The organism is Nocardia veterana NBRC 100344 (assembly GCF_000308855.1).
Lineage (GTDB): Bacteria > Actinomycetota > Actinomycetes > Mycobacteriales > Mycobacteriaceae > Nocardia > Nocardia veterana.
Window position 1 is genome coordinate 88,278 of record NZ_BAGM01000093.1, and the last position, 24,058, is coordinate 112,335.

The window sequence follows — 24,058 nt, forward strand, 5'->3', positions numbered from 1 at the left end:
GGGTCGAGATGATGCCCACGGGCCCGATCACCCGGACCGGACCCGCGACTCCATTGTTCCGCACGGTGGCCACCGCACGAGCCGTTACCGGATTGCGGTGACCGGGGAGGCGATCTCCTCTTCAGCGACCGAAGCCGGCGCGACGCAGGGCGTCGGCCATCGCACCCGTGGGTTCGGGCGCGTTGCGGCGCTGCTGGTTTCGGCCCTGAGCACGGTCCTGACCGCCGCGGACCTGATTGCCTTTGGCCTGACCGCCGCGGGATTGACCACCGCGACCCTGGCCGCCGCCGCGGGCGGGCCCGCCCTTGTCGGGTTTGCCCGCGCCCGGCTCGTCGTCCAGCCGCAGGCTCAAACCGATGCGCTGACGGGCGACGTCGACCTCGAGCACCTTCACCTTCACCACATCCCCGGATTTCACGATTTCACGAGGGTCCCGGACGAAGGAGTGCGACATGGCCGAGACATGCACCAATCCGTCCTGGTGCACACCGACATCGACGAAGGCGCCGAAGGCCGCGACATTGGTGACGACGCCCTCGAGCACCATGCCCGGTTTCAGATCCGCGACCTTCTCCACACCCGCGGCGAATTCGGCGGTCTTGAACTCCGGACGCGGGTCACGGCCGGGCTTCTCGAGTTCGGAAATGATGTCGGTGACGGTGGGAACACCGAACTTCTCGTCGGTGAATTCGCTGGGCCGCAATGCCCGCAGTACCGACGTATTGCCGATCAGATCCGGGACATCGCGACCGGTGGCCTCCAGGATTCGGCGAACCACGGGATAGGCCTCGGGATGGACGGCCGAGGAGTCCAGCGGGTCGTCGCCGCCGCGAATGCGAAGGAAGCCCGCACACTGCTCGAAAGCCTTGGGCCCCAGCCGCGGCACATCCAGCAGCGCGGTGCGACTGCGGAACGGTCCGTTCTGATCCCGATGCGCCACAATCGATTCCGCGACCGAGGAGGCGATACCCGACACCCGCGACAGCAGCGGCACCGACGCGGTGTTGACGTCCACGCCTACCGCGTTCACCGCATCCTCGACCACCGCGCCCAGGGAGCGGGCCAGCAGCGTCTCGGACACGTCGTGCTGGTACTGGCCGACGCCGATGGATTTCGGCTCGATCTTCACCAGCTCGGCCAGCGGATCCTGCAGTCGCCGGGCGATCGAGACCGCGCCCCGCAGCGAGACGTCGAGATCGGGGAGTTCCTGCGAGGCGTAGGCCGACGCGGAGTACACCGATGCGCCGGCCTCCGACACCACCACCTTGGTCGGTTTCCGCGCGCCGGGCGTCGCCCCGATCCGCGAGATCAGCTCGGCGGCAAGGGCATCGGTCTCGCGCGAGGCGGTCCCGTTGCCGATCGCGATGAGTTCGACGTCGAATCGGGCGACCAGAGCGCCCAGTACGGCGAGCGATTTCTCGGTCTGGCCCTGCGGTTTGTGCGGGTAGATGGTTTCGGTGGCGACCACCTTGCCGGTGCCGTCGACCACGGCCACCTTCACGCCTGTCCGGTACCCGGGATCCAGACCCATCGTGGTGCGGGTGCCGGCGGGCGCGGCGAGCAGCAGATCGCGCAGATTGGCGGCGAACACGTCGACGGCGTCCTTCTCCGCGGACTGCCGCAACCGCATCCGGATATCGATGCCGAGACTGACCTGCAATTTGGTCCGCCAGGCCCAGCGCACCGTATCCAGCAGCCAGCTGTCGGCGGCCCGGCCCTGATCGGCGATGCCGAATTTGTGCGCGATCCGCCCCTCGTAGATCGTCCGCTCGCCCGGCTGCGGCTCCTCGGTGTCCGGATCGAGCGACAGGCTGAGCACATCCTCCTTCTCCCCGCGCAGCAGCGCGAGAATCCGGTGCGACGGCAGCTTGGCGAACGGTTCGCTGAATTCGAAATAGTCGGCGAATTTGGCCCCGGTCTCTTCCTTGCCGGGCCGGACGCGGGAGGTGATCTGTCCGCGCTCCCACATCAGTTCGCGCAGTTCGCCCACCAGATCGGCATCCTCGGCGAACCGCTCCACCAGAATCGCCCGGGCGCCGTCGAGCTGTTCGGCGGTGTATCCGGCCGGATCCGTCGTGGGATCACCGATCAACGCATCCGCGACCGGCTCGTGGCCGGCCTCGCGCGCGATCTGCGCCTTCGTGCGTCGCTTCGGCTTGTAGGGCAGGTAGATGTCTTCCAGCCGCGCCTTGGTTTCGGCCAGCATGATCTGCTGCTCGAGCGCGGCGTCCAATTTGCCTTGGCCACGAATGGATTCCAGGATCGAGGTGCGGCGATCGTCGAGCTCGCGCAGGTAGTGCAGCCGCTCCTCCAGTTGCCGCAGCTGCGCGTCGTCGAGTCCGCCGGTGACTTCCTTGCGGTAGCGGGCGATGAACGGGACCGTCGATCCGCCGTCGAGAAGTTCGACGGCGGCGCGGACCTGTTCCTCGCGCACGCCCAGCTCATCGGCGATGCGGCGACCGACACTGGCTAGCCGTACCGTCGCGGCGCCGGCGGGGCGGTCGGGTGCTTCGGTGCTGACGGGTTCGGAGGCTGTCGTCACGCCCGCTGACACTACCGTCGCCGCCCGACAGCGGGCCAAGTGGAGCGGCCCGGATCCGCGCAGCCGCACCCGATACCGCCTACGACCTTTGAGTCGATACCGAAAAGTCGCTGGCCACAGCGCTGCCGGGAACGAAATGACGCCGATCTCCGGAGGCCGCATACAGAATCAGCCGCACCCCGTACCGGGCGCGCCGGACGACTGCGCGGCACCATCCGGCACCGCGGTGCGGGCTCCGGTCACCGTGAGCACCGGGCAGCGCGGCGTATGCGGGTGTCTCGCCGGAAAGCCCGGCGCCGAAAGGACTTCCACCTACTCCGGCGGCAACAGATCCGGCCGACGCTCCCGAGTACGCCGCAGCGATTGTTCCCGGCGCCACGCCTCGATCCGGGCGTGGTTGCCCGAGAGCAGAATGTCCGGCACCTCGAGTCCGCGCCAGCTCACCGGGCGGGTATAACTCGGTCCCTCCAGCAGGCCGTCGGAGAACGAATCCTGTTGGTGCGATTGCTGATTGCCCAGCACCCCGGGTATGAGCCGGACCACGGCCTCGGTCATCACCAGCACGGCGGCCTCACCGCCGATCAGCACGTAATCACCGATGCTGACCTCTTCCACCCGGACCCGGCGGGCGGCGTCGTCGAACACCCGTTGGTCGATGCCCTCGTAGCGGCCGCAGGCGAAGACCAGATGGGATTCTGCGGACCAGCGCCGGGCGGTTACCTGGGTGAACGGCACTCCCGCCGGGGTCGGGACGACGAGCAGCGCTTCGTCCGGGCACACCTCATCGAGCGCATCTCCCCAGACGGTCGGTTTCATCACCATGCCGGGGCCGCCACCGTAGGGCGCGTCGTCCACGGACTGATGGACGTCGTGGGTCCAGCGCCGCAGGTTGTGCACCCCCAGCTCGACGATGCCCTTCTCGATCGCCTTGCCCAGCAGGGCAGTTCGCAACGGCTCGAGATATTCCGGGAAAATCGTGACGACGTCGATACGCAGAGCCGACGGGCGCCGCGCGGGGTCGTCGGCTCCGGTGCCCATCGCTACTCCTGTATCTGCGCGGGACACCCGGTCGCACCGAGGACAGGCGTCGTGGGGTGTCTCATCAGTGCTCGTCGTCCAGCAAACCTTCGGGCGGGTCGATGACGATCAGCCCCTCGGCGACCGACACGGTCGGCACGATCGCGGTGACGAACGGCACCAGGATTTCGCGGCCGACGCGACCGCCGGCACCGGCCCCCGCGCGGACGGACAACAATTCGCCCGCCGCCGAGTGCAGCACCTCGTTCACCGTGCCGATCTCCGTGCCGTCGGCGAGGCGGACACTGAGTCCCTCGAGTTCGTGATCGTAGAACTCGTCGGGGTCCTCCGACGGCGGCAGATCGGCGGTATCGATCAGGAAAAGGGTGCCGCGCAACGCGTCCGCCGCGGTGCGATCGTCGACACCCTCGAGTCGCACGAGCAGCCGGCCCGAGTGCTCCCGGGCCGACTCCACCGTGAATTCCTGTACCGCGTCGCTTTTCGGCGCGCGGCCACGCAACCGGGATCCGGGCGCGAACCGCAGCTCGGGCTCGTCGGTCCGTACCTCGACCACGAGCTCACCACGCACACCGTGCGATTTGGCGATCCGCCCGACTACCAGTTCCATCTACTGATCGGTATCGACCACGTCGACCCGGATGCCCCGGCCGCCGATACCGGCGACCAGGGTGCGCAGCGCGGTCGCGGTCCGACCGCCCCGGCCGATCACCTTGCCCAGGTCGTCGGGGTGAACGTGCACCTCGACGGTGCGTCCGCGGCGGCTGGTGATCAGATCGACGCGCACGTCGTCCGGATTGGCGACGATGCCGCGCACCAGGTGCTCGACGGCATCGGCGACGACCGTGCTCATTACTCGGCAGCCTCGGTCGCGGCCTCGGTCTCGCCTTCACCCTCGGCGGCCTTGGACTTCTTCTTCTTGGGGGTGACAGCCTCGGCGACCGGCTCGCTGTCGGCGGCGGCCAGGGCGGCGTTGAACAGGTCCAGCTTGCTCGGCTTGGCGGCCTTGACCTTCAGGGTGCCCTCGGCGCCCGGCAGGCCCTTGAACTTCTGCCAGTCGCCGGTGATCTCCAGCAGACGCTTGACCGGCTCGGTCGGCTGCGCGCCCACGCCCAGCCAGTACTGCACGCGCTCGGAGTCGACCTCGATCAGCGAGGGCTCTTCCTTCGGGTGGTACTTGCCGATGTTCTCGATGGCACGGCCGTCGCGGCGGGTGCGGGCATCGGCGACGACGATGCGGTACTGGGGATTGCGGATCTTGCCCAGACGGGTCAGCTTGATCTTGACAGCCATGGCTGTATCAATGCCTTTCGATGGCGGCGGCCCGAGGGCAGCCGGAGTGGTCACGGCGCAATTCAGCAGCCCGCACGGGGTGCGGACCCGGTTTTGCGTTGAGTGTGTGACCGCCGCGCGGTACGTAACCGGAGACGGGCTGACACTGTCCCCGAACCCAGGCACCGCGAGCGAGTCGCGGTCACCGACGAGGACGGTCGTTCATTCTGCCAGACGCGCCCGCCACCGGGGAAATCACCCCGGACCCGGCGGGACGTTCGCCGCGCACGCGGGGCTCGCGCGGCCGGGCCGGTCGCCGACCGCGGCGATGGCGTGTGAACAGCGCGTTCGCCGAGCCGCTCATCGTGCCGACGACCTACCGGTGCCCAGTGACCGGATCCCGGCCCGGGTACACCCGCCCCCGGAGGACGACATATGCCGGGGCGTCGAGCGCGTCGCGACCAGATCGCGGATCGGTGCGGTACACCACGAAATCGGCCGGTGCGCCGTCCTCGATGCCCGGTCGGCCGAGCCATTCGCGCGCCCGCCACGACGCCGCCGCCAGCGCCTCGTGCCGCGACAGCCCGGCTCCGGCCAGCGCATCGATCTCGTCGGCGATGCGGCCGTGCCGGATCGAACCGCCGGCGTCGGTGCCGGTGTAGATCGGCACCCCGGCCGCGTGAGCGTTCGCCACGGTGTCGCGGACCCGGCGGTGCAGATCGCGCATGTGCGCGGCGTAGACGGGGAACTTGGTCGCGCTGTCGGCGATATCGGGGAAGGTGTCGATATTCACCAGCGTCGGCACCAGCGCGGTGCCGTGTTCGACCATCATCTCGATGGTGTCGTCGGTGAGTCCGGTGCCGTGTTCCAGGCAATCGATCCCGGCATTGATCAGCCCCGGCAGCGCGTCCTCGCCGAAGACGTGGGCGGTGACGCGGGCGCCCTCCCGATGCGCGGCGTCGATAGCCTCCTTCAGGATCGCGTCGCTCCACAGCGGCCGCAGATCGCCGACCGAACGGTCGATCCAGTCACCGACGATCTTGACCCAGCCGTCGCCGAAGCGGGCCTGTTCGGCGACGATGTCGGGCAGGTCGCGCTCGTCGTCCAATTCGATGCCCAATTCCCGGATGTAGCGCTTGGGCCGAGCGATGTGGCGCCCCGCTCGGATGATCTTCGGCAGTTCGTGATGGTCGTCGATGAACCGCGTATCGATGGGCGAGCCGGCATCGCGTAGCAGCAGCGCTCCCGCATCGCGTTCCACCTCGGCCTGGGCGATCGCGCCGTCGCGATCCTCGTGTCCACCGCCGTAACGGATCCCGACATGGCAGTGGGCGTCGACCAGGCCGGGCACGATCCACCCTGTCGCGCACAGGGTTTCGGCGTCGCGCACCGGCTCGAACGAGATCACCCCGTCGCGAACCCAGAGATCGCGTACCTCGTCGCCGGGAAGGACCACTCCGCGCAGATGCATCCGCATATCGCTCCTCACCACGTCGCCGGAAGCCGATCGAATCGCCGATCCCAACCTACCGGGCCTCCAACCGAGAGACCGCTCAGCGCCGTTCGCCGATCGGGCCGGCCGCGCGCAGCAGGGTGTCGGCGAGGGCCCGCGCCTGGCGCGCCACCTCGGGGTCGTCGTGCATCGCGGCCGTCACCATCGCACCGTTGGCGATGATCAGCAACTGGTCGGCGACCGATTCGGGGAGGGCACATTCGGCCACCAGCTCGGCGAAATAGTCACGGACCGCACGCTTGTGCCCGGCGGCGATCCGGCCGACCTCGTCGGACGTGCCACCCAGTTCCCCGACCGTGTTGATGAACAGACAGCCACGAAAATCGGGCCTGCCGAACCACTCGAACAGGTAGTCGAACACCGCCAGCACCCGCTCCCGGGGCGTCTGGGCCTTCGCGTCGACGTACTGCGCGAGGGCCGTGCGCACCTCGCTGTCCCGCCGCTTCAGGACCGCGTGGACGAGATCGGCCTTCGACGGAAAGTCGCGGTAGAGCCGTTTCAACGGAACGTCCGCGGCGTCTCGGATGGCATCCATGCCGACGCCCTGGATCCCGCGTTCGTCGAACAGCCGATCGGCCGCATCGAGGACCCGGGAGGCATCCGTTTCCCGCTGCACAACACCTCTCCCTTGCGTGAGAACCATCGTTCTCCTATGCTACCCGAAGCCGCTGAGAACGATCGTTCTCGCGGTGGCACGCTGCCGATCGAAAGGAATCACCATGTCCCCCTTCGCCACTCGCCTGCACACGACCACGGTCCGCGGGCTCGACGTGTTCTACCGGGAAGCCGGAAATCCGGACCACCCGACGCTCGTCCTGCTGCACGGCTTCCCGTCGAGCTCGCACATGTTCCGCCACCTCATCTCCGAGCTGTCGGACGAGTTCCACCTCGTGGCGCCGGACTACATCGGCTTCGGCAACTCCGCCGCGCCGGGCGTAGACGAATTCGAGTACAGCTTCGACCGGCTCGCCGACATCGTCGAAGAGCTACTCGATCAGCTCGGCGTGCAACGCTTCTCGCTCTACATCCAGGATTACGGCGCACCGATCGGGTTGCGGATCGCGACCCGCGATCCGCAGCGGGTGAGCGCGTTGATCTCGCAGAGCGGCAATGCGTACATCGAAGGCTTCACGCCGTTCTGGGACATTCTGTTCGCCCATGCGAAGGACCGGGCGGCCAATGAGGCGGCGGTACGAGAACTGCTGGAACCCAAGTGGGTTCAGTGGCAGTACACCCACGGTGTGCCCGCGGACCGCATGGACCGGCTGGCTCCGGAAGCCTGGCAACTGGACCAGGCCAAGCTGGATCGCCCCGGCAACGACGCCATTCAGCTGCAGTTGTTCTGGGATTACCAGTTCAATCTGGACGGATATCCCGCGTATCAGGAGTACTTCCGCACACACCGGCCCCCGACCCTGATCACCTGGGGCCGTAACGACGAAGTGTTCGGCGCGGCCGGGGCACAGGCCTACCTGCGGGATCTACCCGATGCGGAGCTGCACCTGCTCGACGCCGGCCACTTCGCCCTGGAGACGCACGGCGAGGAAATAGCGGCACACATCCGCGACTTCCTCCGGCGCGCACTCTGACATCCGGCGCTCGCCGCGGCGCGACCACGCGGCGAGCAGGCCGGGAGCCGGAGGGGGCTCAGTTCTTCGGGAACTCGAGCTTGCTCAGATCGAATCCTTCGAGCCCCGGCGGCAATTCGTCCAGTCCGGCGGGCATATTCGACAGGTCCGGCATTCCGGCCGCGGGCATCCCCGGCGGCAGACCCGGCATCCCGGGGAAGCCACCGCGCATCCCCTTCGGCGGGGTCGGCCCGCGTCCGCCCTTCTTGCCCTTCTTCCCCTTCTTGCCCTTGGCATTACGACGAGCACCGGGCAGGCCCATCTGGCGACCCATGGCGGCCATCATCTTGCGGGCCTCGAAGAAGCGGTCGACGAGCTGGTTGACATCGGAGACCGTGACGCCGGAGCCGTTGGCGATGCGCAGGCGGCGGGACGCGTTGATGATCTTCGGGTTCGCGCGTTCGGCGGGGGTCATACCGCGGATGATGGCCTGCACCCGGTCGAGTTGTTTGTCGTCGACCTGGGCCAGCACGTCCTTCATCTGGCCGGCGCCGGGCAGCATGCCGAGCAGATTGCCGATCGGGCCCATCTTGCGGATGGCGAGCATCTGGTCGAGGAAGTCCTCGAGGGTCAGCTCACCGGAACCGATCTTGCGCGCGGCCTCCTCGGCCTGCTGCTGGTCGTAGACCTGCTCGGCCTGTTCGATCAGGGTGAGCAGATCGCCCATGCCGAGGATGCGGCTCGACATGCGGTCGGGGTGGAAGACGTCGAAGTCCTCGAGCTTCTCACCGGTGGAGGCGAACAGGATCGGAACGCCGGTGACCTCGCGCACCGACAGCGCGGCGCCACCGCGCGCGTCACCGTCGAGCTTGGTCAGCACGACGCCGGTGAAGCCGACACCGTCGCGGAAGGCCTCGGCGGTGGTGACGGCGTCCTGACCGATCATGGCGTCGAGCACGAACAGGGTTTCGTCGGGCTGCACCGCGTCGCGGATCCCGGCGGCCTGGCGCATCAGTTCTTCGTCGATACCGAGGCGACCCGCAGTGTCGACGATGACGATGTCGTACTGCTTCTGCTTGGCCTCCAGGACACCGGCCTCCGCGACCCGGATCGGATCGGCGGCGGTGACGCCCAGTTCGTTCTCGCCGCCCCCGATCGACGTACCCGGGTGTGGGGCGAAGACCGGCACCCCGGCACGCTCACCGACGACCTGCAGCTGGGTGACGGCACCCGGACGCTGGAGGTCACAGGCCACCAGCAGCGGCGTATGACCTTGCCCCTTGAGCCATTTCGCGAGCTTGCCGGCGAGGGTGGTCTTACCGGCACCCTGTAGACCGGCGAGCATGATGACCGTCGGCGGGGTCTTGGCGTACTGCAACCGACGGGTCTCGCCGCCGAGGATGCCGATCAGTTCCTCGTTGACGATCTTGACGACCTGCTGTGCGGGATTCAGCGCGGCGGAAACCTCGGCGCCCTTGGCACGCTCCTTGATCCGCGCGATGAACTGGCGCACCACCGGCAGGGCCACGTCGGCCTCGAGCAGCGCGAGCCGGATCTCCCGCGCGGTGGCATCGATATCGGCCGGTGACAGACGTCCCTTGCCACGCAGATCCTTCAGGGCACCGGTCAACCGGTCGGAAAGGGATTCGAACACCGATCGCGCTCCTGGTCTTGTCGAGGGACGTCACTCGGGTTACCAGGGTACGGGCAACTCGCGGATCGGTGGATTCGCCCTCGTCCGAGCTCTGCCGTCCGGCCGGACAGCAGGGCCCGGCACCGGGACCGCGGTCAGGACAGCGCGCTGTGCCGCGGCCGCGGGGCCCGGCTGAAGTCGTGCTGTTCGTAGGCCACCAGATAGACGGCTTCCCGGCCGGTCAGACCCAGTGGCAGGGCCATCGCGTCCAGTGCCGGCCAGTCGGTGTCACCGGGTGCGCCGTCGACGAGGGCGCCGGCCAGTTTCATGGCCGCCACCGCCTGTGCGCCGGTCAGCGTGCGGCCCGGGAGCCACGACACCACCCAGTGGTCGCCGCCGACGCAACGGGCGATGTGGTGGGTCGAATCGCTGGTGATCATGGACGCGGACACGACTTCGATTGCCATCGACCTGCTCCCCTCAACGAACCGATTCGCCGGACAGGTACCGCAAAAGCCGAACAGCTCGGATCACGATCAACGGACGATCCAGACCGATCCTAAAGTGGCGGATATCACATTCAGCAGAGGTTGCCGCAACGATCCGGTCACCGCCACCACGTCCAGTCGACCAGGTTGCCCGAATTGCGGGCAATCGGTCGGTAAACCTAGGCCCGGTCCGCGCTGGTGTCCGTTTCGCTCGGTTTCTTCGGTTCCGGATGAGGGACGACGGCCAGTAACGCCGCCTCGATCTCCGCGCGCCGCTGCGGGGAATCGGCCCCGCCGAGGTCGAGGCTGAACGCGTCGACCACCACCGAGCCCATCGTCACCGCCTTGGCCCAGCGCACATCCGCGCCCTGCGCGGCGAGAACGGCGGCCAGCCGGCTGAGCATGCCGATCCGGTCCTCGGCCCGCAGTTCCAGCAGGACCTGTCCGGGCCGATCGACCTCGGTCCAGATCACCCGCGGTTGCGCCTGCGCGTACGGGCTGGTGCGCGCGCCGGCTTCGCGTTCCTTGTCGGCCAGCACCGCGGCGACCTTCAGATCACCGTTGAGAGCCCGAATCAATTCCTGGCGCAGCAGCCCGGCGTCGGGCGGGTTGCCGAATTTCGGGCTCACCACGAAGGTGTCGATCGCGATATCACCGGTTGCCGCCAGTGTCGCCGACAGCACCCGCAGTGAATGCAGGGCCAGCACGCCCGCGGCCTCCGAGAGCAGGCCGGGAGTATCGGGCGCGACGACGGTCACGACATGGGTGTAGCGGCCGTCGCCCGGCCGCAGCTCCACATGCACGCCACCGGCCGCCACCTTGTCCAGAACGGCCCGGTCGACCGGCGCGGGGGTGGGCGAATGATCGACCGACACCGGCTCACCCGCCATCGCCGCGTGGCACCGGCGCACCAACTCGCCGATGAGGGAGGCTTTCCACTCACCCCACACGCCCGGCCCGGTGGCGAGCGAATCGGCCTCGGCCAGGGTGTGCAGCAACTCCAGCAATTGCCGGTCCCCGCCGAGAGTTTCGACCACCCGCGCGGCAGTCGCCGGATCGCCGAGATCGCGGCGAGTCGCGGTCTCCGGAAGCAGGAGATGGTGCCGCACGATCATCGCCAGGGTGTGCACATCGTCGGGCCACAGGCCCAGCCGGCGGCCGATACTGCCGGCCAGTTCGGCGCCGACGACGCTGTGATCCTCGGTGCGCCCCTTGCCGATATCGTGCAGCAGCGCCCCGAGCAGCAGCAGATCCGGACGGGCGACCCGGGTGCTCGCGGCGCCGGCATAGGCGACCGTCTCGACCAGGTGGCGGTCGACGGTCCAGGTGTGCACGGCATCGCGCGGGGGCAGGTCGCGCACCGCGCCCCATTCGGGAAACAGCCTGCCCCACAAGCCGGTTCGGTCCAGCGCCTCGACCGCGTCGATGGTCCCGCGTCCGGCGCCCAGCAGCACCAGCAGATCGTTGAGCGCCTCACGCGGCCACGGTTCGCGCAGTTCCGGCGCATCCTCGGAGAGCCGGTTGAGAGTGGTCGCGGACATCGGCAGCCCGGTCCGAGCGGAGGCGGCCGCGACCCGCAGGATCAGACCGGGATCGCGTTGCGGCCGGGCGTCGCGGGCCAGCACCACCTCGCCCGCGTGTTCGACGACCCCCTCGTCGAGCGGGCGCCGCACGGGCAGTCGGCGCAGTCGCGCCAGACCGCGCCGCGGCAGCGCGTTGCCCGCGGTGCGCAATCCGACGTCGACCGAATATCCGACCGTGCGGGCTGCGTCACTGAGTGTGCGCGCCAGGTCGAACCGATCGCCGATGCGCAGGGCCGCGCCGATTTCGTCGGCGTCCTGTGCCCGCAGCTGATCCCGCGAGCGACCCGCCACCCGATGCAGTTCGGTGCGGACGTCGAGCAGCCGGCGATGCGCGGCTTCGAGACCACCGCCCGGGACATCGGGGCCGAGGCCCGGCATGGCGTCGGTCAGCTGGGCGATGGCCAGAGCGTCGAGCAGCTGGATATCGCGCAACCCGCCGCGACCGTTCTTCAGGTCCGGTTCGGCCCGGTGCGCGATCTCGCCGTTGCGCTGCCAGCGCGCCTGCGCCTGTTCCACCAATTCGCCGAAGCGGGAACGGATTCCGGTGCGCCATTCGCGGCGCACGCCGCCGATCAGCAGATTGCTCAACTCCGCGTCGCCGACGATGTGGCGGGCATCGAGCATGCCCAGCGCGGCGGTCAGGTCGTCGGCGGCCACGCGCAGCGCCTGCGGCACCGTACGCACACTGTGATCGAGCTTGATGTGCGCATCCCACAGCGGATACCAGAGCCGATCGGCGACCTCGGCGACCCGGGCCGGATCGACGTCGTCGTGCAGCAGCACCAGATCCAGATCCGAATACGGCAGCATCTCGCGCCGCCCCAACCCGCCGACCGCGACCACCGCGAGGCCGCTGTCGGCGGTGATTCCCAACTCCGCGCCCTTGGTGGTCAACCACAACTCGTGCAGGTCGACCAGCGCCTGCCGCAACGCTTCCGCGCTCAACCGGGGCCGACGCGGATCGCCGCCGTCGAGCAACTGATCGCGCGCCGCGACCAGATCCTTTGCGCCGTGGGACAACCCGGTGCCGTCGGACGATTCGTCTGCACTCATACCCGCAACCACCACCCGTTCACGCGGGCAGCCCCGTCCCCGGCCGACCGTCGGCAGGGAACGGGGCTGCCCGAATCTCTCATCTCCTACAGTGCGTCGGCACCGCGTTCACCGGTCCGGACGCGGATCACGGATTCGACCGGGGTCACCCAGACCTTGCCGTCACCGATCTTGCCGGTGCGGGCGGCCTCGACGATCACCTCGACGACCTTCTCCACGGAGGCGTCGTCGACGACGACCTCGACCCGGACCTTCGGCACGAAATCCACCGAGTACTCGGCACCGCGGTAGACCTCGGTGTGCCCCTTCTGCCGGCCGTACCCCTGGACTTCGCTGACCGTCATTCCCAGCACACCGGCCTGCTCGAGTCCGGACTTGACGTCCTCGAGCGTGAACGGTTTGACGATTGCAGTGATCAGTTTCATTGCGTCATGCCTCCTTGACGGCGGTACGTGCCGTGCCACCCACAGCAGCGAAATCGTATGCCGTTTCCGCGTGCTCCGACTCGTCCATGCCCTTGAACTCGTCTTCCTCGGAAGCACGAATGCCGATCGTGTACTTGATGATCAGACCCAGAACCAGCGAGACGACGAAGGAGAACGCCAGCACGGTGAAGGCCCCGACGGCCTGCTTGCCGAGCTGATCAAAACCGCCGCCGTAGAACAAGCCCTTCGCGCCGCCGGCTCCCGCACCCGATTCCGGGGTGAGGAACAGACCGATCAGCAGCGTACCGACCACACCGCCGACCAGATGCACGCCGACCACGTCCAGCGAGTCGTCGAACCCGAGCTTGAACTTCAGACCGACCGCGAGGGCACACAACGCACCCGCCACCGCACCGATCACCAACGCGCCCAGCACGTTCACCGACGAGCAGGACGGGGTGATCGCGACCAGACCGGCCACGATGCCCGAGGCCGCGCCGAGGCTGGTGGGCTTGCCGTCGCGGAACTTCTCGACCACCAGCCAGGCGAGCATCGCCGCGCAGGTGGCGAAGGTGGTGGTCAGGAAGGTGGATCCGGCCAGTCCGTTGGAGCTCACCGACGATCCGGCGTTGAAACCGAACCACCCGAACCACAGCAGACCGGCGCCGAGCATGACGAAGGGCAGGTTGTGCGGGCGCATCGGGGTCTTCGGCCAGCCCTTGCGGCGGCCGAGCACCAGGCACAGCGCCAGACCCGCGGCACCGGCGTTGATATGCACCGCGGTACCACCGGCGAAGTCGATGGCCTGCAGTTTGTTCGCGATCCAGCCGCCGTGGTGGATGATGTTGCCCGCCGCGTCCTTGACGTCGAAGTCGAAGACCCAGTGCGCGACCGGGAAGTAGACGACGGTCGACCAGACGATCGCGAAGATCACCCAGGCACGGAACTTCATCCGGTCGGCGACCGCGCCCGAGATCAGGGCGACGGTGATGATGGCGAACATCAACTGGAAGGCGACGAACACCGTCATCGGGATGGTGCCCGCGAGCGGGATGTTCACCTGATCCACCGCCGACGCGCCGGTCGACGGGTCGGCCGGGCTGGCCTTGACGGCGTTGGCGCCGATCAGCCCCTTCAGCCCGAAGAACTGGGCGGGGTTGCCGATCACGCCGAGTTTGTTGTCACCGAATGCCTCGGAGAAGCCGTAGAGCGCCCACAGCACACCGACGATGCCCATCGCGCTGATGCTCATCATGATCATGTTGAGCACGTTCTTCGACCGGACCATGCCACCGTAGAAGAACGCCAGTCCCGGGGTCATCAACAAAACGAGCGCGGAGCTCGCCAGCATCCACGCCGTGTCGCCGGTGTCGGGCACACCGAGCAAGGGATACGCCACCTTGTTCCTCCTCATCTCGGGCCCGGCCGAAATTGCGGCAAACGAGCCTGCACAGAAGGGTCGCCATCGGGTGTTTCATCCGTGCCGCCGCGATGTTTCGCATGCGTGAACGGATCCGCTTGCCGTGTTGCTTCCAGGTTTCAGGGTGCGCACGGGAGGCCGGATCGCACCGTGAGGACCGGGTCGAAATGAGGAGGAACTGCCGTTTCGTCCCGCCGCTAGCCCAGCAGGGCGTCGACGAATGCGGACGGTTCGAAGGGGGCCAGATCGTCGGCGCCCTCGCCGAGCCCGACCAGTTTCACCGGAACGCCGAGCTCGTGCTGCACCTGGAAGACGATGCCACCCTTGGCGGTGCCGTCGAGTTTGGTGAGCACGACGCCGGTGATGTCGACGACCTCGGCGAACACGCGGGCCTGGGTGAGCCCGTTCTGGCCGACTGTGGCGTCGAGGACCAGCAGCACCTCGTCGACCGCCGCCTTCTTCTCCACGACGCGCTTGACCTTGCCGAGTTCGTCCATCAGGCCGGTCTTGGTGTGCAGCCGTCCCGCGGTGTCGATCAGCACCGCGTCGACACCCTCGGCGATGCCGGTGGTGACGGCGTCGAAGGCGACCGAGGCCGGATCGGCGCCCTCGCGACCGCGCACCGTATCGGCGCCGACGCGTTCACCCCAGGTCTGAAGCTGATCGGCGGCCGCCGCGCGGAAGGTGTCGGCGGCACCGAGCAGGACGCGGCGTCCGTCGGCCACCAGGACGCGGGCCAGCTTGCCGGTCGTGGTGGTCTTGCCGGTGCCGTTCACGCCGACGACCAACAGGATCGAGGGATGATCGGCATGCGGCAGCGCCCGGATGGAACGATCCAGCTCCGGACGCAGTGCCTCGACCAGAACATCGCGCAGCACCTGCCGCGCCTGGTCGGAGGTGCGCACGCTGCGCGCGGCCAGTTCCTCGCGCAGCCGTTCCACGACGGTGGTCGTGACCGAGGTACCGAGGTCGGCCATGACCAGGGTGTCCTCGATCTCCTCCCAGGAGTCCTCGTCGAGGTCGCCGCCGCCCAGCAGACCGAGCAGGCTCTTGCCGACCGCGTTCTGCGATCGGGAGAGCCGGCCGCGCAGGCGGGTCAGCCGGCCCGCGGTGGGTTCGATCTCCTCGACCGCGGCCGGTTCGGCCGTCGGGGCGGGAGCGGTCGGCGCCGAATCCACCGGCGCCGTCTCGGGCGCCTCGACGGGCGCGGGGGTCACCGCGGTCGCGCCGTCGGGGGTGGTCTCGGCGGGCGGCGCCGGTGCGACGGGTTCCGCGGGGGCTTCGGCAGGTGCGGGCTCGGCCGGCGCCTCGGGCGCGGCGACGCCGTCGGTGGGAGCTTGCGTCGTCTCCGGTTCGGTCGTCGGCGCGGTCGCGGTGGCGCCCTCGGCGGCCTGGTCGGTGACAGTCTCCGGTTCCGGCAGGCGGACGTCGGTAATGGTGCGGCGAACCGAGTCGCGCGGAATCGCGGCGTCGTCACCGATATGCGGCTGACCCTCGTCGTCGGTGCGTTCGATCGGCACCGGTTCGGGCCGCGGCGGGGTCAGTGTCCCCGCACCGGCGGTCCCCCCGCCCGCGCCTCCCTGACTGAAGTTGAAGCCGCCGGACGCGGTGTAGCCGCCCGACCGGTCGGTCAGTTGCTTGTCCTGGTCGCCGGCCGGCGTGATGCTCACCCGGCGGCGCTTGTACAGGACGAATCCGGCAACGAACGCCACCAGCAGAACGGCGACGATCGCGGCGATCAGAATCCAGGCTTGCGCAGTCACGGCCCCCATCCTGTCAGAACCCGACCGCGGCCCCGCGCCGCGGCGGGTCCCTTCCATTTCTCCCGCCATCGATCCGGCCCGGGTCGTGCCGAACCGAATCGTCTGAGGTCAGCCGCTCCGACCGGTCCGCAGCGGCGACATCCGGCCGATGTGAAACACCCGTGTGACGCCGATTCTCCGATCCGGGAGATTCGGGACAGATCTGCCCGGCCCGACACGCCGACAAGGCCGGGTGATCTGCCCGTTCGGGTGCGCATCGCCGCAACCGTCCCGATGCCAACCGCCCAAGGCGCGGCGAATCCGATACAGAGACAATAGGATCGGCGTGTGACCGATCGAAATGTGCTTGGGGGACCGTTGGAGGAGTGTGGCATCGATCCTCTCACCGGCTTCTACCGGGACGGCTGCTGTAGCACCGGCCCCGAGGATCTGGGTAGCCACACCGTCTGCACCGTTGTGACCCAGGAATTCCTGGAGCATCAGAAATCGATCGGCAACGATCTGCTGACGCCGCGGCCGGAGAACAACTTCCCCGGCCTGCAACCCGGTGACCGCTGGTGTGTGGTGGCCGTTCGCTGGCTGCACGCCCACGAGGACGGGGTGGCCGCGCCGGTGGTGCTCGCGGCCACCCACGAGAACGCGCTCGAGGTCGTCCCGATGGAAACCTTACGCAAATACGCCGTCGACGTCCCCGACGACGTCAGTGATCTGCTCTGACCCGTTCGGTCACGATCGGTCCTCGAACCCCTCGGGTCTGACGATGATCTTGACGTGGCCCCGCGGCTCGCGCAGGGCCGCGAAGGCGCCGGCTACCCCGTCGAGCCCGACGCGCCCGGTGATGATCGCCTCGGCGTCGATCTCGCCGGCGGCCAGTCGCTGCAGCGTGATGTCGTAGGCGTCCCGGTACGGGCCGTGCCCGAAATTCACCGCGATCCGCCGGAACTGCGGCACGACGGGCACGATGGTCTCCTCGGCGAAGCCCGCGGCCAGGACCTGGATGCGGGAATTGAACGGCAGCCGATACATCAGGTCGTTCAGCACACCGGGTCGCCCACTGCATTCGTAGGCGATCAGGGTGCCCTGCCCGGAGTCGCCGACGAGGGTATTGCCTTCGGCCACCAGCGAATTCCACGCGTCGATCGGGTCCTGCTCGGTCGGATCGACCACCACGTCGGCACCCATCCGGGCCGCCAGTTCCCGTCGCGCCGCGGCGGGCTCGGCCGCGATCACCACCTTCGCGCCGTGCGCCTTGGCTGCGACGATCGCACCCAATCCGATGGTGCCGCAACCGATCACCAGCGCCGAATCACCGGGCCCCAGGCCGGACTGCTGGACGTGCATCTCCCCGACGTGCAACGGTTCGGCGAGGGTGGCGTGGTCCAGCGACAGCCCGTCGGGCACCTTGCGCACCCAGTAGGCATCCACGACGATCTGCTCACCGAAGGCGCCGTGATAGCTGTTGGAGTAGCCGATGATGGTCGGGATTCCGGTCGCGGTATCGGTGGCCAGGCCGATTCCGGCCACTCGGTCGCCGACGGCGAAATCATCCACGCCGGAAGCGATCTCGGTGACGACACCGGCGTACTCGTGGCCGAGTACGACAGGGCGGGCGGCATCGAAGGCGGCCAGCGGATATCCTGCGGCGACGGCCACGTCGGCGAATCGGCAGGCGTCCTTCGACATCGACAGATCGCTGCCGCAGATCCCGCACGCGGCCACCGCGATCCGGATCTGCCCGGGCCCGAGCGCGGGCGGATCGGCGACGTCGGCCACCGTGAAACGCCCCTCGAAGAACTGTGCTGCGCGCATGATCAGACTCCCGTCGCGGCCGTGCCGTAGTAATCGGTGTGGGCCTTGGTGAGTGCGGTGACGAGCCGGCCGACCAGCAGTTCGTGGTGATCCTCGGCGTATTGCAGACTGGCTTCGCGACCGCGGTTGCGATTCTTGAAATGTGGGACCACCTCGGCGGCGAACAGTTCGTAACTGCGTTTGGTCGCCTCCCAGTCGGCCATGTCGACATGCAGGATCAGCAGGGTGCCGAAGCCGCCGGTCTTGTCGATGAGCCGTTCGATCTGCGCGACGGCCTCGTCCGGCGTGCCGATGATCGCCTGCCCGAATTCACCGAGGGTCTCGTTGCGCCATTGATCGATGATGCCGCGCGGTGTTTCGGCCCATACCGGTCGCTGTCCGGTCTGGCGGTTGACGTAGGCGGCCATCGCGCCGATCCGACGGGAGACCGCCCGCTCGGCGTCGGCGCGCGACTCGGCGAGGAAGATCGGATTCACCAGTCGCCAGGTCGATCGATCGGCCCGGTGGCCGTGTTCGGCGCAGGTCTTCTCGTAGACGCCCCAGTTTCGGTCGAGCGCGTCGAATCCCGAGGGTGAGCTCGCCGCCAGCGACAGCAGCGACAGTCCGTGGGTGCCGGCCAGCACCGAGCCGTTCGGTGAGATGGTGGATGCGGCAGCGACCTCGATACCGGCCGGATCGTAGGTCGGCAGCTGCGCCCGTGCGTCACGCAGCGTGAACCAGTCGGTCTCCATGGTGACCTGCTCACCGCGCAGCAGCGGCAGAATCGCGGCCAGCGCCTCGCCCTGGCGGCGGCGCTGGTCGGAGGGATCGATCCCCATCATGTGCGCGTCGAGCGGAATCTTGCCCGGCCCGGTTCCGAAGATGACCCGGCCGCGCGTCTGCAGGTCCAGCTGGGTGATCCGGTCGGCGGTGACCAGCGGGTGATGGTAGGGCAGCGACACCACGCCGGTTCCGAACCGGATGTGCCGGGTGCGCTCGGCCGCCGCCGCGATGAACAGGTCTGGGGCGGGCACGATTTCGGCTCCGGTGGAGTGGTGCTCCCCCATCCAGGCCTCGTCGAAGCCGAGGTGATCCAGATGTTCCATCAGATCGAGGTCGCGGCGGAGTTGGAGGGCGGGGTCCGCGTCGAGCGGATGGTAGGGAGCGAGGAAGGCCCCGAACCGAATCGAACTGGGGGTCCACATGGACACATCTCCTTTGCACAAGCTGTGATCGAGCTCACTTGTCGAGCACCATGCCGAATGGATCAGTCGATCCAAAAGTGAGCGGCCCACTCACCGGGACTGCCTCGAAAAGGATTCGATATCAGCGTTTTCCGTGCCTACGACGCCCTATGATGGGGCCTGTTATGGATCGATTGATCGACAAGAAGCCCGCACGGACCGCCGTGGCCGACGCGCCCACGGGCATATGTCATCCTCCGGGGATGACGACATCGACCGGTAACCGCCAGGGCAGCGCCACCCGCACCCGGCTGGTGAAGACCGCCGAACGGCTGTTCGCCGACCACGGGGTCGACGCCGTCTCGGTGCGTGCGGTCAACGCGGCCGCCGGTCTGGGGCCGGCATCGGTGAACTATCACTTCGGCACCAAGGACGATCTCCTCGCCGCGGTCCTGCTGGATCTGGGCGCCGGGGTGCGCGACCGCATTCGCGCCCGCGTCGACGAGCTGGCGCAGCGGCCGGAATCACCCACGGCGAGCGAACTGGTACGGGCGGTGACCGAGCCGTATCGAGAGTTGTTGCAGCGCCACCGCACTCGCGGCATGCGCTGGATCAAGATCGTGTCCCAGATGTCGGCGCACGATCACCCCGCCCTCGATGCCGCGGAGGACGACCTGCGCGCGGCCCTGCTCGTTCAGGTACACCGCACCTTCCCGGAAGCGGATCCGGATCGGCTGGAACAGCGCTGGGCGGTGGCACTGATGGTTTTCCTTCAGGCCCTCGCCCGCGCCGACGAGTGGAACGCACGCCGCGGCGCGGCGCCCGGGCCGGCGGCCCTGGCCGAATACGTCGACGATCAGGTCGAATTCCTCATCGGCGGCCTGGTGCAGATGATCCGCTGAGCGAGCGCACCCCACGGGGGCCGAGGCGCGGCGGGCGATCTCGGCCAGGGATACCGACGTCCCGGATTCGGCGAAGGCGCGCTGCGCCGCGGCCAGCACCCGCGCTCGATTGCGGCGCGCATCGCTTCGGTGGCCGGCGCGGTGATCGTGGTCGAGGAGGTGCGAGATTGCAGAATCTCGAGACCTGGCTCGCCACCACGGGCGCGGCCGTCCTGAAATCCCGGTTCGCGGGTGTACCCGGCTGACGGTGACCTCGTCCGGCGAGCAGCGACGCTAGCTCGGCGCTCCGACCAGATCCTGCCCGCGCAACCGCTGGGAGATGACCTGGGTGATGCCGTCGCCGCGCATGCTGACGCCGTACAGCGCGTCGGCGATCTCCATGGTCGGTTTCTGGTGGGTGATGACGATCAGCTGCGACTTCTCCCGCAACTGTTCGAACAACCCGATCAGCCGACGCAGGTTGGTGTCGTCCAGGGCCGCCTCGACCTCGTCCATGACGTAGAACGGCGACGGGCGGGCGCGGAAGATCGAGACCAGGAAGGCCACGGCGGCAAGGGATTTCTCGCCACCGGACAGCAGCGACAACCGCTTGACCTTCTTGCCCGGCGGGCGGGCCTCCACCTCGATGCCGGTGGTGAGCATATCGCCGGGATCGGTCAGCAACAGCCGGCCCTCGCCGCCGGGAAACAGGCGGCTGAAGACCTGGACGAATTCGCGCTCCACATCCTCGTAGGCTTCCGTGAAAACCTGCAGGATGCGGGCATCGACCTCGGCCACGACGTCGAGCAGGTCCTGGCGGGCCTTCTTGACGTCCTCCAGTTGGGTGGACAGGAAGTTGTACCGCTCCTCGAGCGCCGCGAATTCCTCCAGCGCGAGGGGATTCACCTTGCCGAGGGTGGCCAGATCCTTCTCGGCGCGCTTGACCCGGCGTTCCTGGGTGGCGCGGTCGTAGGGCATCTCCTGGGGTGGGCTGACCTGTTCGCCGCGTTCGCGAGCCTGTTCGTACTCCTGCATCTCCAGCGCGGTCGGCGGCATCGGGACGTGCGGGCCGTATTCGGCGACCAGCTCGTCCAGGGCGATACCGAACTGCTCGGCGATGGTGGCTTCCAATTGCTCGATGCGCAGAGCGGATTGGGCGCGGGCCACCTCGTCGCGGTGCACGGCGTCGGTCAACTGAGCCAGCTGCGTGGTCAGCGCCCGCACCCGCTCCTTGGTCTGGTCGACCTGGGCCGCGCATTCGGTGCGCCGGCGGACCAGTTCGTCGCGCCGGGCTGCGGCCTCGCCGACCACGATTTCCAGTTCCGCGGCAATGCGTTCGGCCGATTCGGCGACGACGGCGGCCACCTCCGCGGCCCGGCGCCGCGCGGCCTGCGCGCGTTCGGCGCGGGCCCGGTTCTCCCGCTCGGCACGGGCGGCGCGGCGCAGCGAATCCGCTTTACCGCGAACAGATTCCGCCCGTTCCTCGGCGGTCCGCACCGACAATCGCGCCTCCACCTCCACCGCACGGGCTTCGGCCAGCGCCGCGGCCGCCTGCTCACGTTCCTGACCGGCGGTATCGGTGCCGGCGTCGGCGTCGGAATCCAGATCGGACTGTTCGGATTCGGCGTGGCGCAGCCGGCCCTCGAGTTCGGCCAGGGCGGCGAGATTCTCGTCGCGCGCGGATTCCGCCTCCGCACGCTGGGCCAGCAGCCGTTCGTAGTCGCGCTGGGCACTGCGCGCGGTGGCGCCGAGCCGGCCGAGCCGGTCGTAGATCGCGACCATCGCCTGATCGGATTCGTGCAGGGCCAGCAGCGCCTGATCGACGGCCTGTTTGCGGTCGCTCTGCTCGGCCAGCGCACCCGACAGCGCCGCTTCGACCTGCTCCGCCTCCCGCTGCCAGGACGCCAATTCGGCTGCCGCGGAGTCGATATCGGCCTGCACCTCGATCCGGCTGGGTGCTCGATCGGAGCCGCCGAGCAGCCATCCGGAGCCGCAGAGATCGCCGTCGCGGGTGACCACTCGCAGCTCCGGTCGTACCGCGAGGATGTCGGCGGCGTGTGTCAGGTCGTCGGCGACGACGGTCCCCGCGGTGAGCGCCGCCACCGCGCCGCGCAGCCGATCCGGGTATTCGACCACCTCTGCGAGGGGGCGAGCGCCCGCGGGCAGGTCGCCGAGATCACTGCCCGGGTGTGCCGCGTCGCCGTACACCACGGCCGCGCGGCCGCCGTCGGCGTCCTTCAGCGCGCGCACCGCGGCCTGCGCGGTGCTGTGCGCGTCGGCGGCGATGGCATCGGCGAGCGGTCCCAGCGCGGCGGCGACCGCGGCCTCGAAACCGCTGTGCACCCGCAGCATTCCCGACAGTCGGCCCTGCAATCCGTCGGCCCGCTGGTCGAGCAGCCAGGCGCCGCCGTCCTTGCGCGCCAGACCCATGGTCAGCGCCTCGATCCGGGCGGTCAGCGACGCCACCTTCTTCCCGGCTTCGCGATCACGCTCGCGCAGTTCGGCCACGCGCGCATCGGCCAGTTCCAGGGCTTGGGCGGCGTGTTCGTAGGCGGCGTCGAGTCCCTCCTCGCCGGCGTCGAGTTCGCTCAATTCGCTTTGGACCGACTCGAATTCGGCCTCGGCCGCGTCGCCGCGCTTGCGGGCGGCGGCCAGGGCCTCGGTCAACCGGGCGATATCGCTGTCGGCCGACTGCGCGCGATGTCGCAGGGTATCGACCTGGCCGGCCAGCCGGGCCAGTCCCTCCCGCCGATCGGCGATGGCTCGCACCGCGGCCAGATGCGCCTGTTCGGCGGCCTTGGCGGCCTGTTCCCGCTCGAGCAGCTGATCGCGCGCGGCCTCGAGCGTGGCCGCGGCCACCTCCACGGCTTCCAGCAGTTCGGCCTCCTCGGCCTGCACCCGATCGGCCTCGGCCTCGAGCTGCTCCGGATCGCGGCCGGTCCCGGTGGGCTGTTCGATGGTGAGGTTGCGGGCGCGATCGCGCGCGATCCGGATGGTCGCGTTCACCCGCTCCACCAGCGCCGAGAGCTGAAACCAGGTCTGGGCGGCCGCTTCGGCGCCGGGTGTCAGGCGCGAGAGTTGGAATTCCTGTTGCGCCAGGGCTGCATTCGCGGCATCGAGTTCGGCCTGGACGTTGATCTGTTGTTCCCGCGCGAAGGCTTCCTTGCTCTGCTGGCTCTCCAGCTCCCGGCGGCGGGCCACCAGGTCGTCGGCGGCCAGCCGCAGCCGGGCGTCGCGCAGTTCGGACTGTACGGTGGCCGCGCGCCGGGCGACCTCGGCCTGCCGGCCCAGCGGTTTGAGCTGGCGGCGCAGTTCGGTGGTGAGATCGGTCAGGCGGGCCAGGTTGGCCTGCATCGCATCGAGTTTGCGGACGGCCTTCTCTTTGCGCTTGCGATGTTTGAGCACACCGGCGGCCTCCTCGATGAAGGCGCGGCGGTCCTCGGGCCGGGATTCCAGGATCGCCGACAGCTGTCCCTGGCCCACGATCACATGCATTTCCCGGCCGATACCGGAGTCCGACAGCAGTTCCTGCACATCCATCAACCGGCAGGAGTTGCCGTTGATCTCGTATTCGCCGGCGCCGTCGCGGAACATCCGGCGGGTGATCGACACCTCGGAGTACTCGATGGGCAGGGCACCGTCGGAGTTGTCGATGGTGAGGGTGACCTCGGCCCGGCCGAGCGGTGCCCGGCCCGCGGTCCCGGCGAAGATGACGTCCTGCATCTTCCCGCCGCGCAGCGCCTTCGCGCCCTGCTCCCCCATCACCCAGGTGAGCGCGTCGACGACATTCGATTTGCCGGACCCGTTCGGCCCCACCACACAGGTGATGCCCGGCTCGAGCCGCAACGTCGTCGCGGACGCGAAGGATTTGAATCCCTTCAGCGTCAGACTCTTCAGGTGCACAGTCGGT

The 24,058-nt window shown here is 68.7% G+C and carries 19 protein-coding genes; 3 read left to right on the top strand and 16 right to left on the bottom strand.

What is annotated here, in order from left to right; genetic code table 11:
- Nucleotides 1-121 precede the first annotated feature (121 nt).
- From ON37_RS16665 to ON37_RS16695, 7 genes are all read right to left on the bottom strand, one after another.
- Nucleotides 122-2,542 carry a Tex family protein gene (locus ON37_RS16665; protein ID WP_083893054.1) on the bottom strand — a complete coding sequence of 807 codons (2,421 nt, stop codon included), beginning with the start codon at nucleotides 2,540-2,542 and terminating at the stop codon, nucleotides 122-124.
- Between the two features lie 312 nt (nucleotides 2,543-2,854).
- Nucleotides 2,855-3,538 carry a tRNA (guanosine(37)-N1)-methyltransferase TrmD gene (trmD, locus tag ON37_RS16670; RefSeq protein WP_040720533.1) on the bottom strand — a complete coding sequence of 228 codons (684 nt, stop codon included), beginning with the start codon at nucleotides 3,536-3,538 and terminating at the stop codon, nucleotides 2,855-2,857.
- 106 nt (nucleotides 3,539-3,644) lie between these two features.
- Nucleotides 3,645-4,187, bottom strand: a complete 543-nt coding sequence (gene rimM, locus ON37_RS16675) for a ribosome maturation factor RimM (RefSeq protein WP_040720475.1) — start codon at nucleotides 4,185-4,187, stop codon at nucleotides 3,645-3,647.
- A complete protein-coding gene (locus ON37_RS16680) occupies nucleotides 4,188-4,430 on the bottom strand; it encodes an RNA-binding protein (protein ID WP_040720476.1) in 243 nt (80 codons plus the stop codon).
- Complete coding sequence (gene rpsP, locus ON37_RS16685) at nucleotides 4,430-4,870, bottom strand: 30S ribosomal protein S16 (RefSeq protein WP_040720477.1); 441 nt, start codon at nucleotides 4,868-4,870, stop codon at nucleotides 4,430-4,432. The genes ON37_RS16680 and rpsP overlap by 1 nt, the downstream gene beginning before the upstream one ends.
- Before the next feature lie 355 nt (nucleotides 4,871-5,225).
- Nucleotides 5,226-6,326: an amidohydrolase family protein gene (locus tag ON37_RS16690; protein WP_245553229.1), complete on the bottom strand. Its 1,101-nt coding sequence runs from the start codon at nucleotides 6,324-6,326 to the stop codon at nucleotides 5,226-5,228.
- 76 nt (nucleotides 6,327-6,402) lie between these two features.
- Entirely contained in the window at nucleotides 6,403-6,978 is a 576-nt protein-coding gene (locus ON37_RS16695; protein WP_040720478.1) for a TetR/AcrR family transcriptional regulator, read from the bottom strand.
- Between the two features lie 103 nt (nucleotides 6,979-7,081).
- On the opposite strand from ON37_RS16695, the gene ON37_RS16700 reads away from it, so the two are divergent.
- Entirely contained in the window at nucleotides 7,082-7,951 is an 870-nt protein-coding gene (locus ON37_RS16700; RefSeq protein ID WP_040720479.1) for an alpha/beta fold hydrolase, read from the top strand.
- Between the two features lie 58 nt (nucleotides 7,952-8,009).
- Here the strand turns inward: ON37_RS16700 and ffh are convergent, their stop codons facing one another.
- The 6 genes from ffh to ftsY all read right to left on the bottom strand — a co-directional run bounded on the left by ffh (nucleotide 8,010) and on the right by ftsY (nucleotide 16,304).
- Nucleotides 8,010-9,584 (bottom strand): signal recognition particle protein, encoded by a 1,575-nt coding sequence (ffh, locus tag ON37_RS16705; protein WP_040720480.1) that lies wholly within the window; start codon nucleotides 9,582-9,584, stop codon nucleotides 8,010-8,012.
- A gap of 134 nt (nucleotides 9,585-9,718) precedes the next feature.
- Nucleotides 9,719-10,030: a hypothetical protein gene (locus tag ON37_RS16710; protein WP_040720482.1), complete on the bottom strand. Its 312-nt coding sequence runs from the start codon at nucleotides 10,028-10,030 to the stop codon at nucleotides 9,719-9,721.
- 200 nt (nucleotides 10,031-10,230) lie between these two features.
- Nucleotides 10,231-12,687, bottom strand: coding sequence for a [protein-PII] uridylyltransferase (locus ON37_RS16715; protein ID WP_040720536.1), 2,457 nt, complete (start codon nucleotides 12,685-12,687; stop codon nucleotides 10,231-10,233).
- A gap of 86 nt (nucleotides 12,688-12,773) precedes the next feature.
- Nucleotides 12,774-13,112 carry a P-II family nitrogen regulator gene (locus ON37_RS16720; RefSeq protein WP_030513058.1) on the bottom strand — a complete coding sequence of 113 codons (339 nt, stop codon included), beginning with the start codon at nucleotides 13,110-13,112 and terminating at the stop codon, nucleotides 12,774-12,776.
- Between the two features lie 4 nt (nucleotides 13,113-13,116).
- The gene (locus ON37_RS16725) at nucleotides 13,117-14,526 is read right to left on the bottom strand and encodes an ammonium transporter (RefSeq protein WP_085997316.1); all 1,410 of its coding nucleotides are present in this window, start codon (nucleotides 14,524-14,526) and stop codon (nucleotides 13,117-13,119) included.
- Between the two features lie 203 nt (nucleotides 14,527-14,729).
- Nucleotides 14,730-16,304, bottom strand: coding sequence for a signal recognition particle-docking protein FtsY (ftsY, locus tag ON37_RS16730; RefSeq protein ID WP_210741078.1), 1,575 nt, complete (start codon nucleotides 16,302-16,304; stop codon nucleotides 14,730-14,732).
- A gap of 318 nt (nucleotides 16,305-16,622) precedes the next feature.
- Here ftsY and ON37_RS16735 point away from each other — a divergent pair, with 318 nt between their 5' ends.
- Complete coding sequence (locus ON37_RS16735; protein WP_040720484.1) at nucleotides 16,623-17,012, top strand: DUF2237 family protein; 390 nt, start codon at nucleotides 16,623-16,625, stop codon at nucleotides 17,010-17,012.
- Between the two features lie 9 nt (nucleotides 17,013-17,021).
- Here ON37_RS16735 and ON37_RS16740 read toward each other — a convergent pair whose 3' ends face one another.
- Nucleotides 17,022-18,104 carry an alcohol dehydrogenase catalytic domain-containing protein gene (locus ON37_RS16740; protein WP_040720485.1) on the bottom strand — a complete coding sequence of 361 codons (1,083 nt, stop codon included), beginning with the start codon at nucleotides 18,102-18,104 and terminating at the stop codon, nucleotides 17,022-17,024.
- 2 nt (nucleotides 18,105-18,106) lie between these two features.
- Nucleotides 18,107-19,288 (bottom strand): LLM class flavin-dependent oxidoreductase, encoded by a 1,182-nt coding sequence (locus ON37_RS16745; protein ID WP_040720486.1) that lies wholly within the window; start codon nucleotides 19,286-19,288, stop codon nucleotides 18,107-18,109.
- Between the two features lie 242 nt (nucleotides 19,289-19,530).
- Here ON37_RS16745 and ON37_RS16750 point away from each other — a divergent pair, with 242 nt between their 5' ends.
- Nucleotides 19,531-20,169, top strand: a complete 639-nt coding sequence (locus tag ON37_RS16750) for a TetR/AcrR family transcriptional regulator (RefSeq protein ID WP_040720539.1) — start codon at nucleotides 19,531-19,533, stop codon at nucleotides 20,167-20,169.
- Between the two features lie 273 nt (nucleotides 20,170-20,442).
- Here ON37_RS16750 and smc read toward each other — a convergent pair whose 3' ends face one another.
- Nucleotides 20,443-24,051, bottom strand: a complete 3,609-nt coding sequence (gene smc, locus ON37_RS16755; protein WP_040720487.1) for a chromosome segregation protein SMC — start codon at nucleotides 24,049-24,051, stop codon at nucleotides 20,443-20,445.
- Nucleotides 24,052-24,058 lie beyond the last annotated feature (7 nt).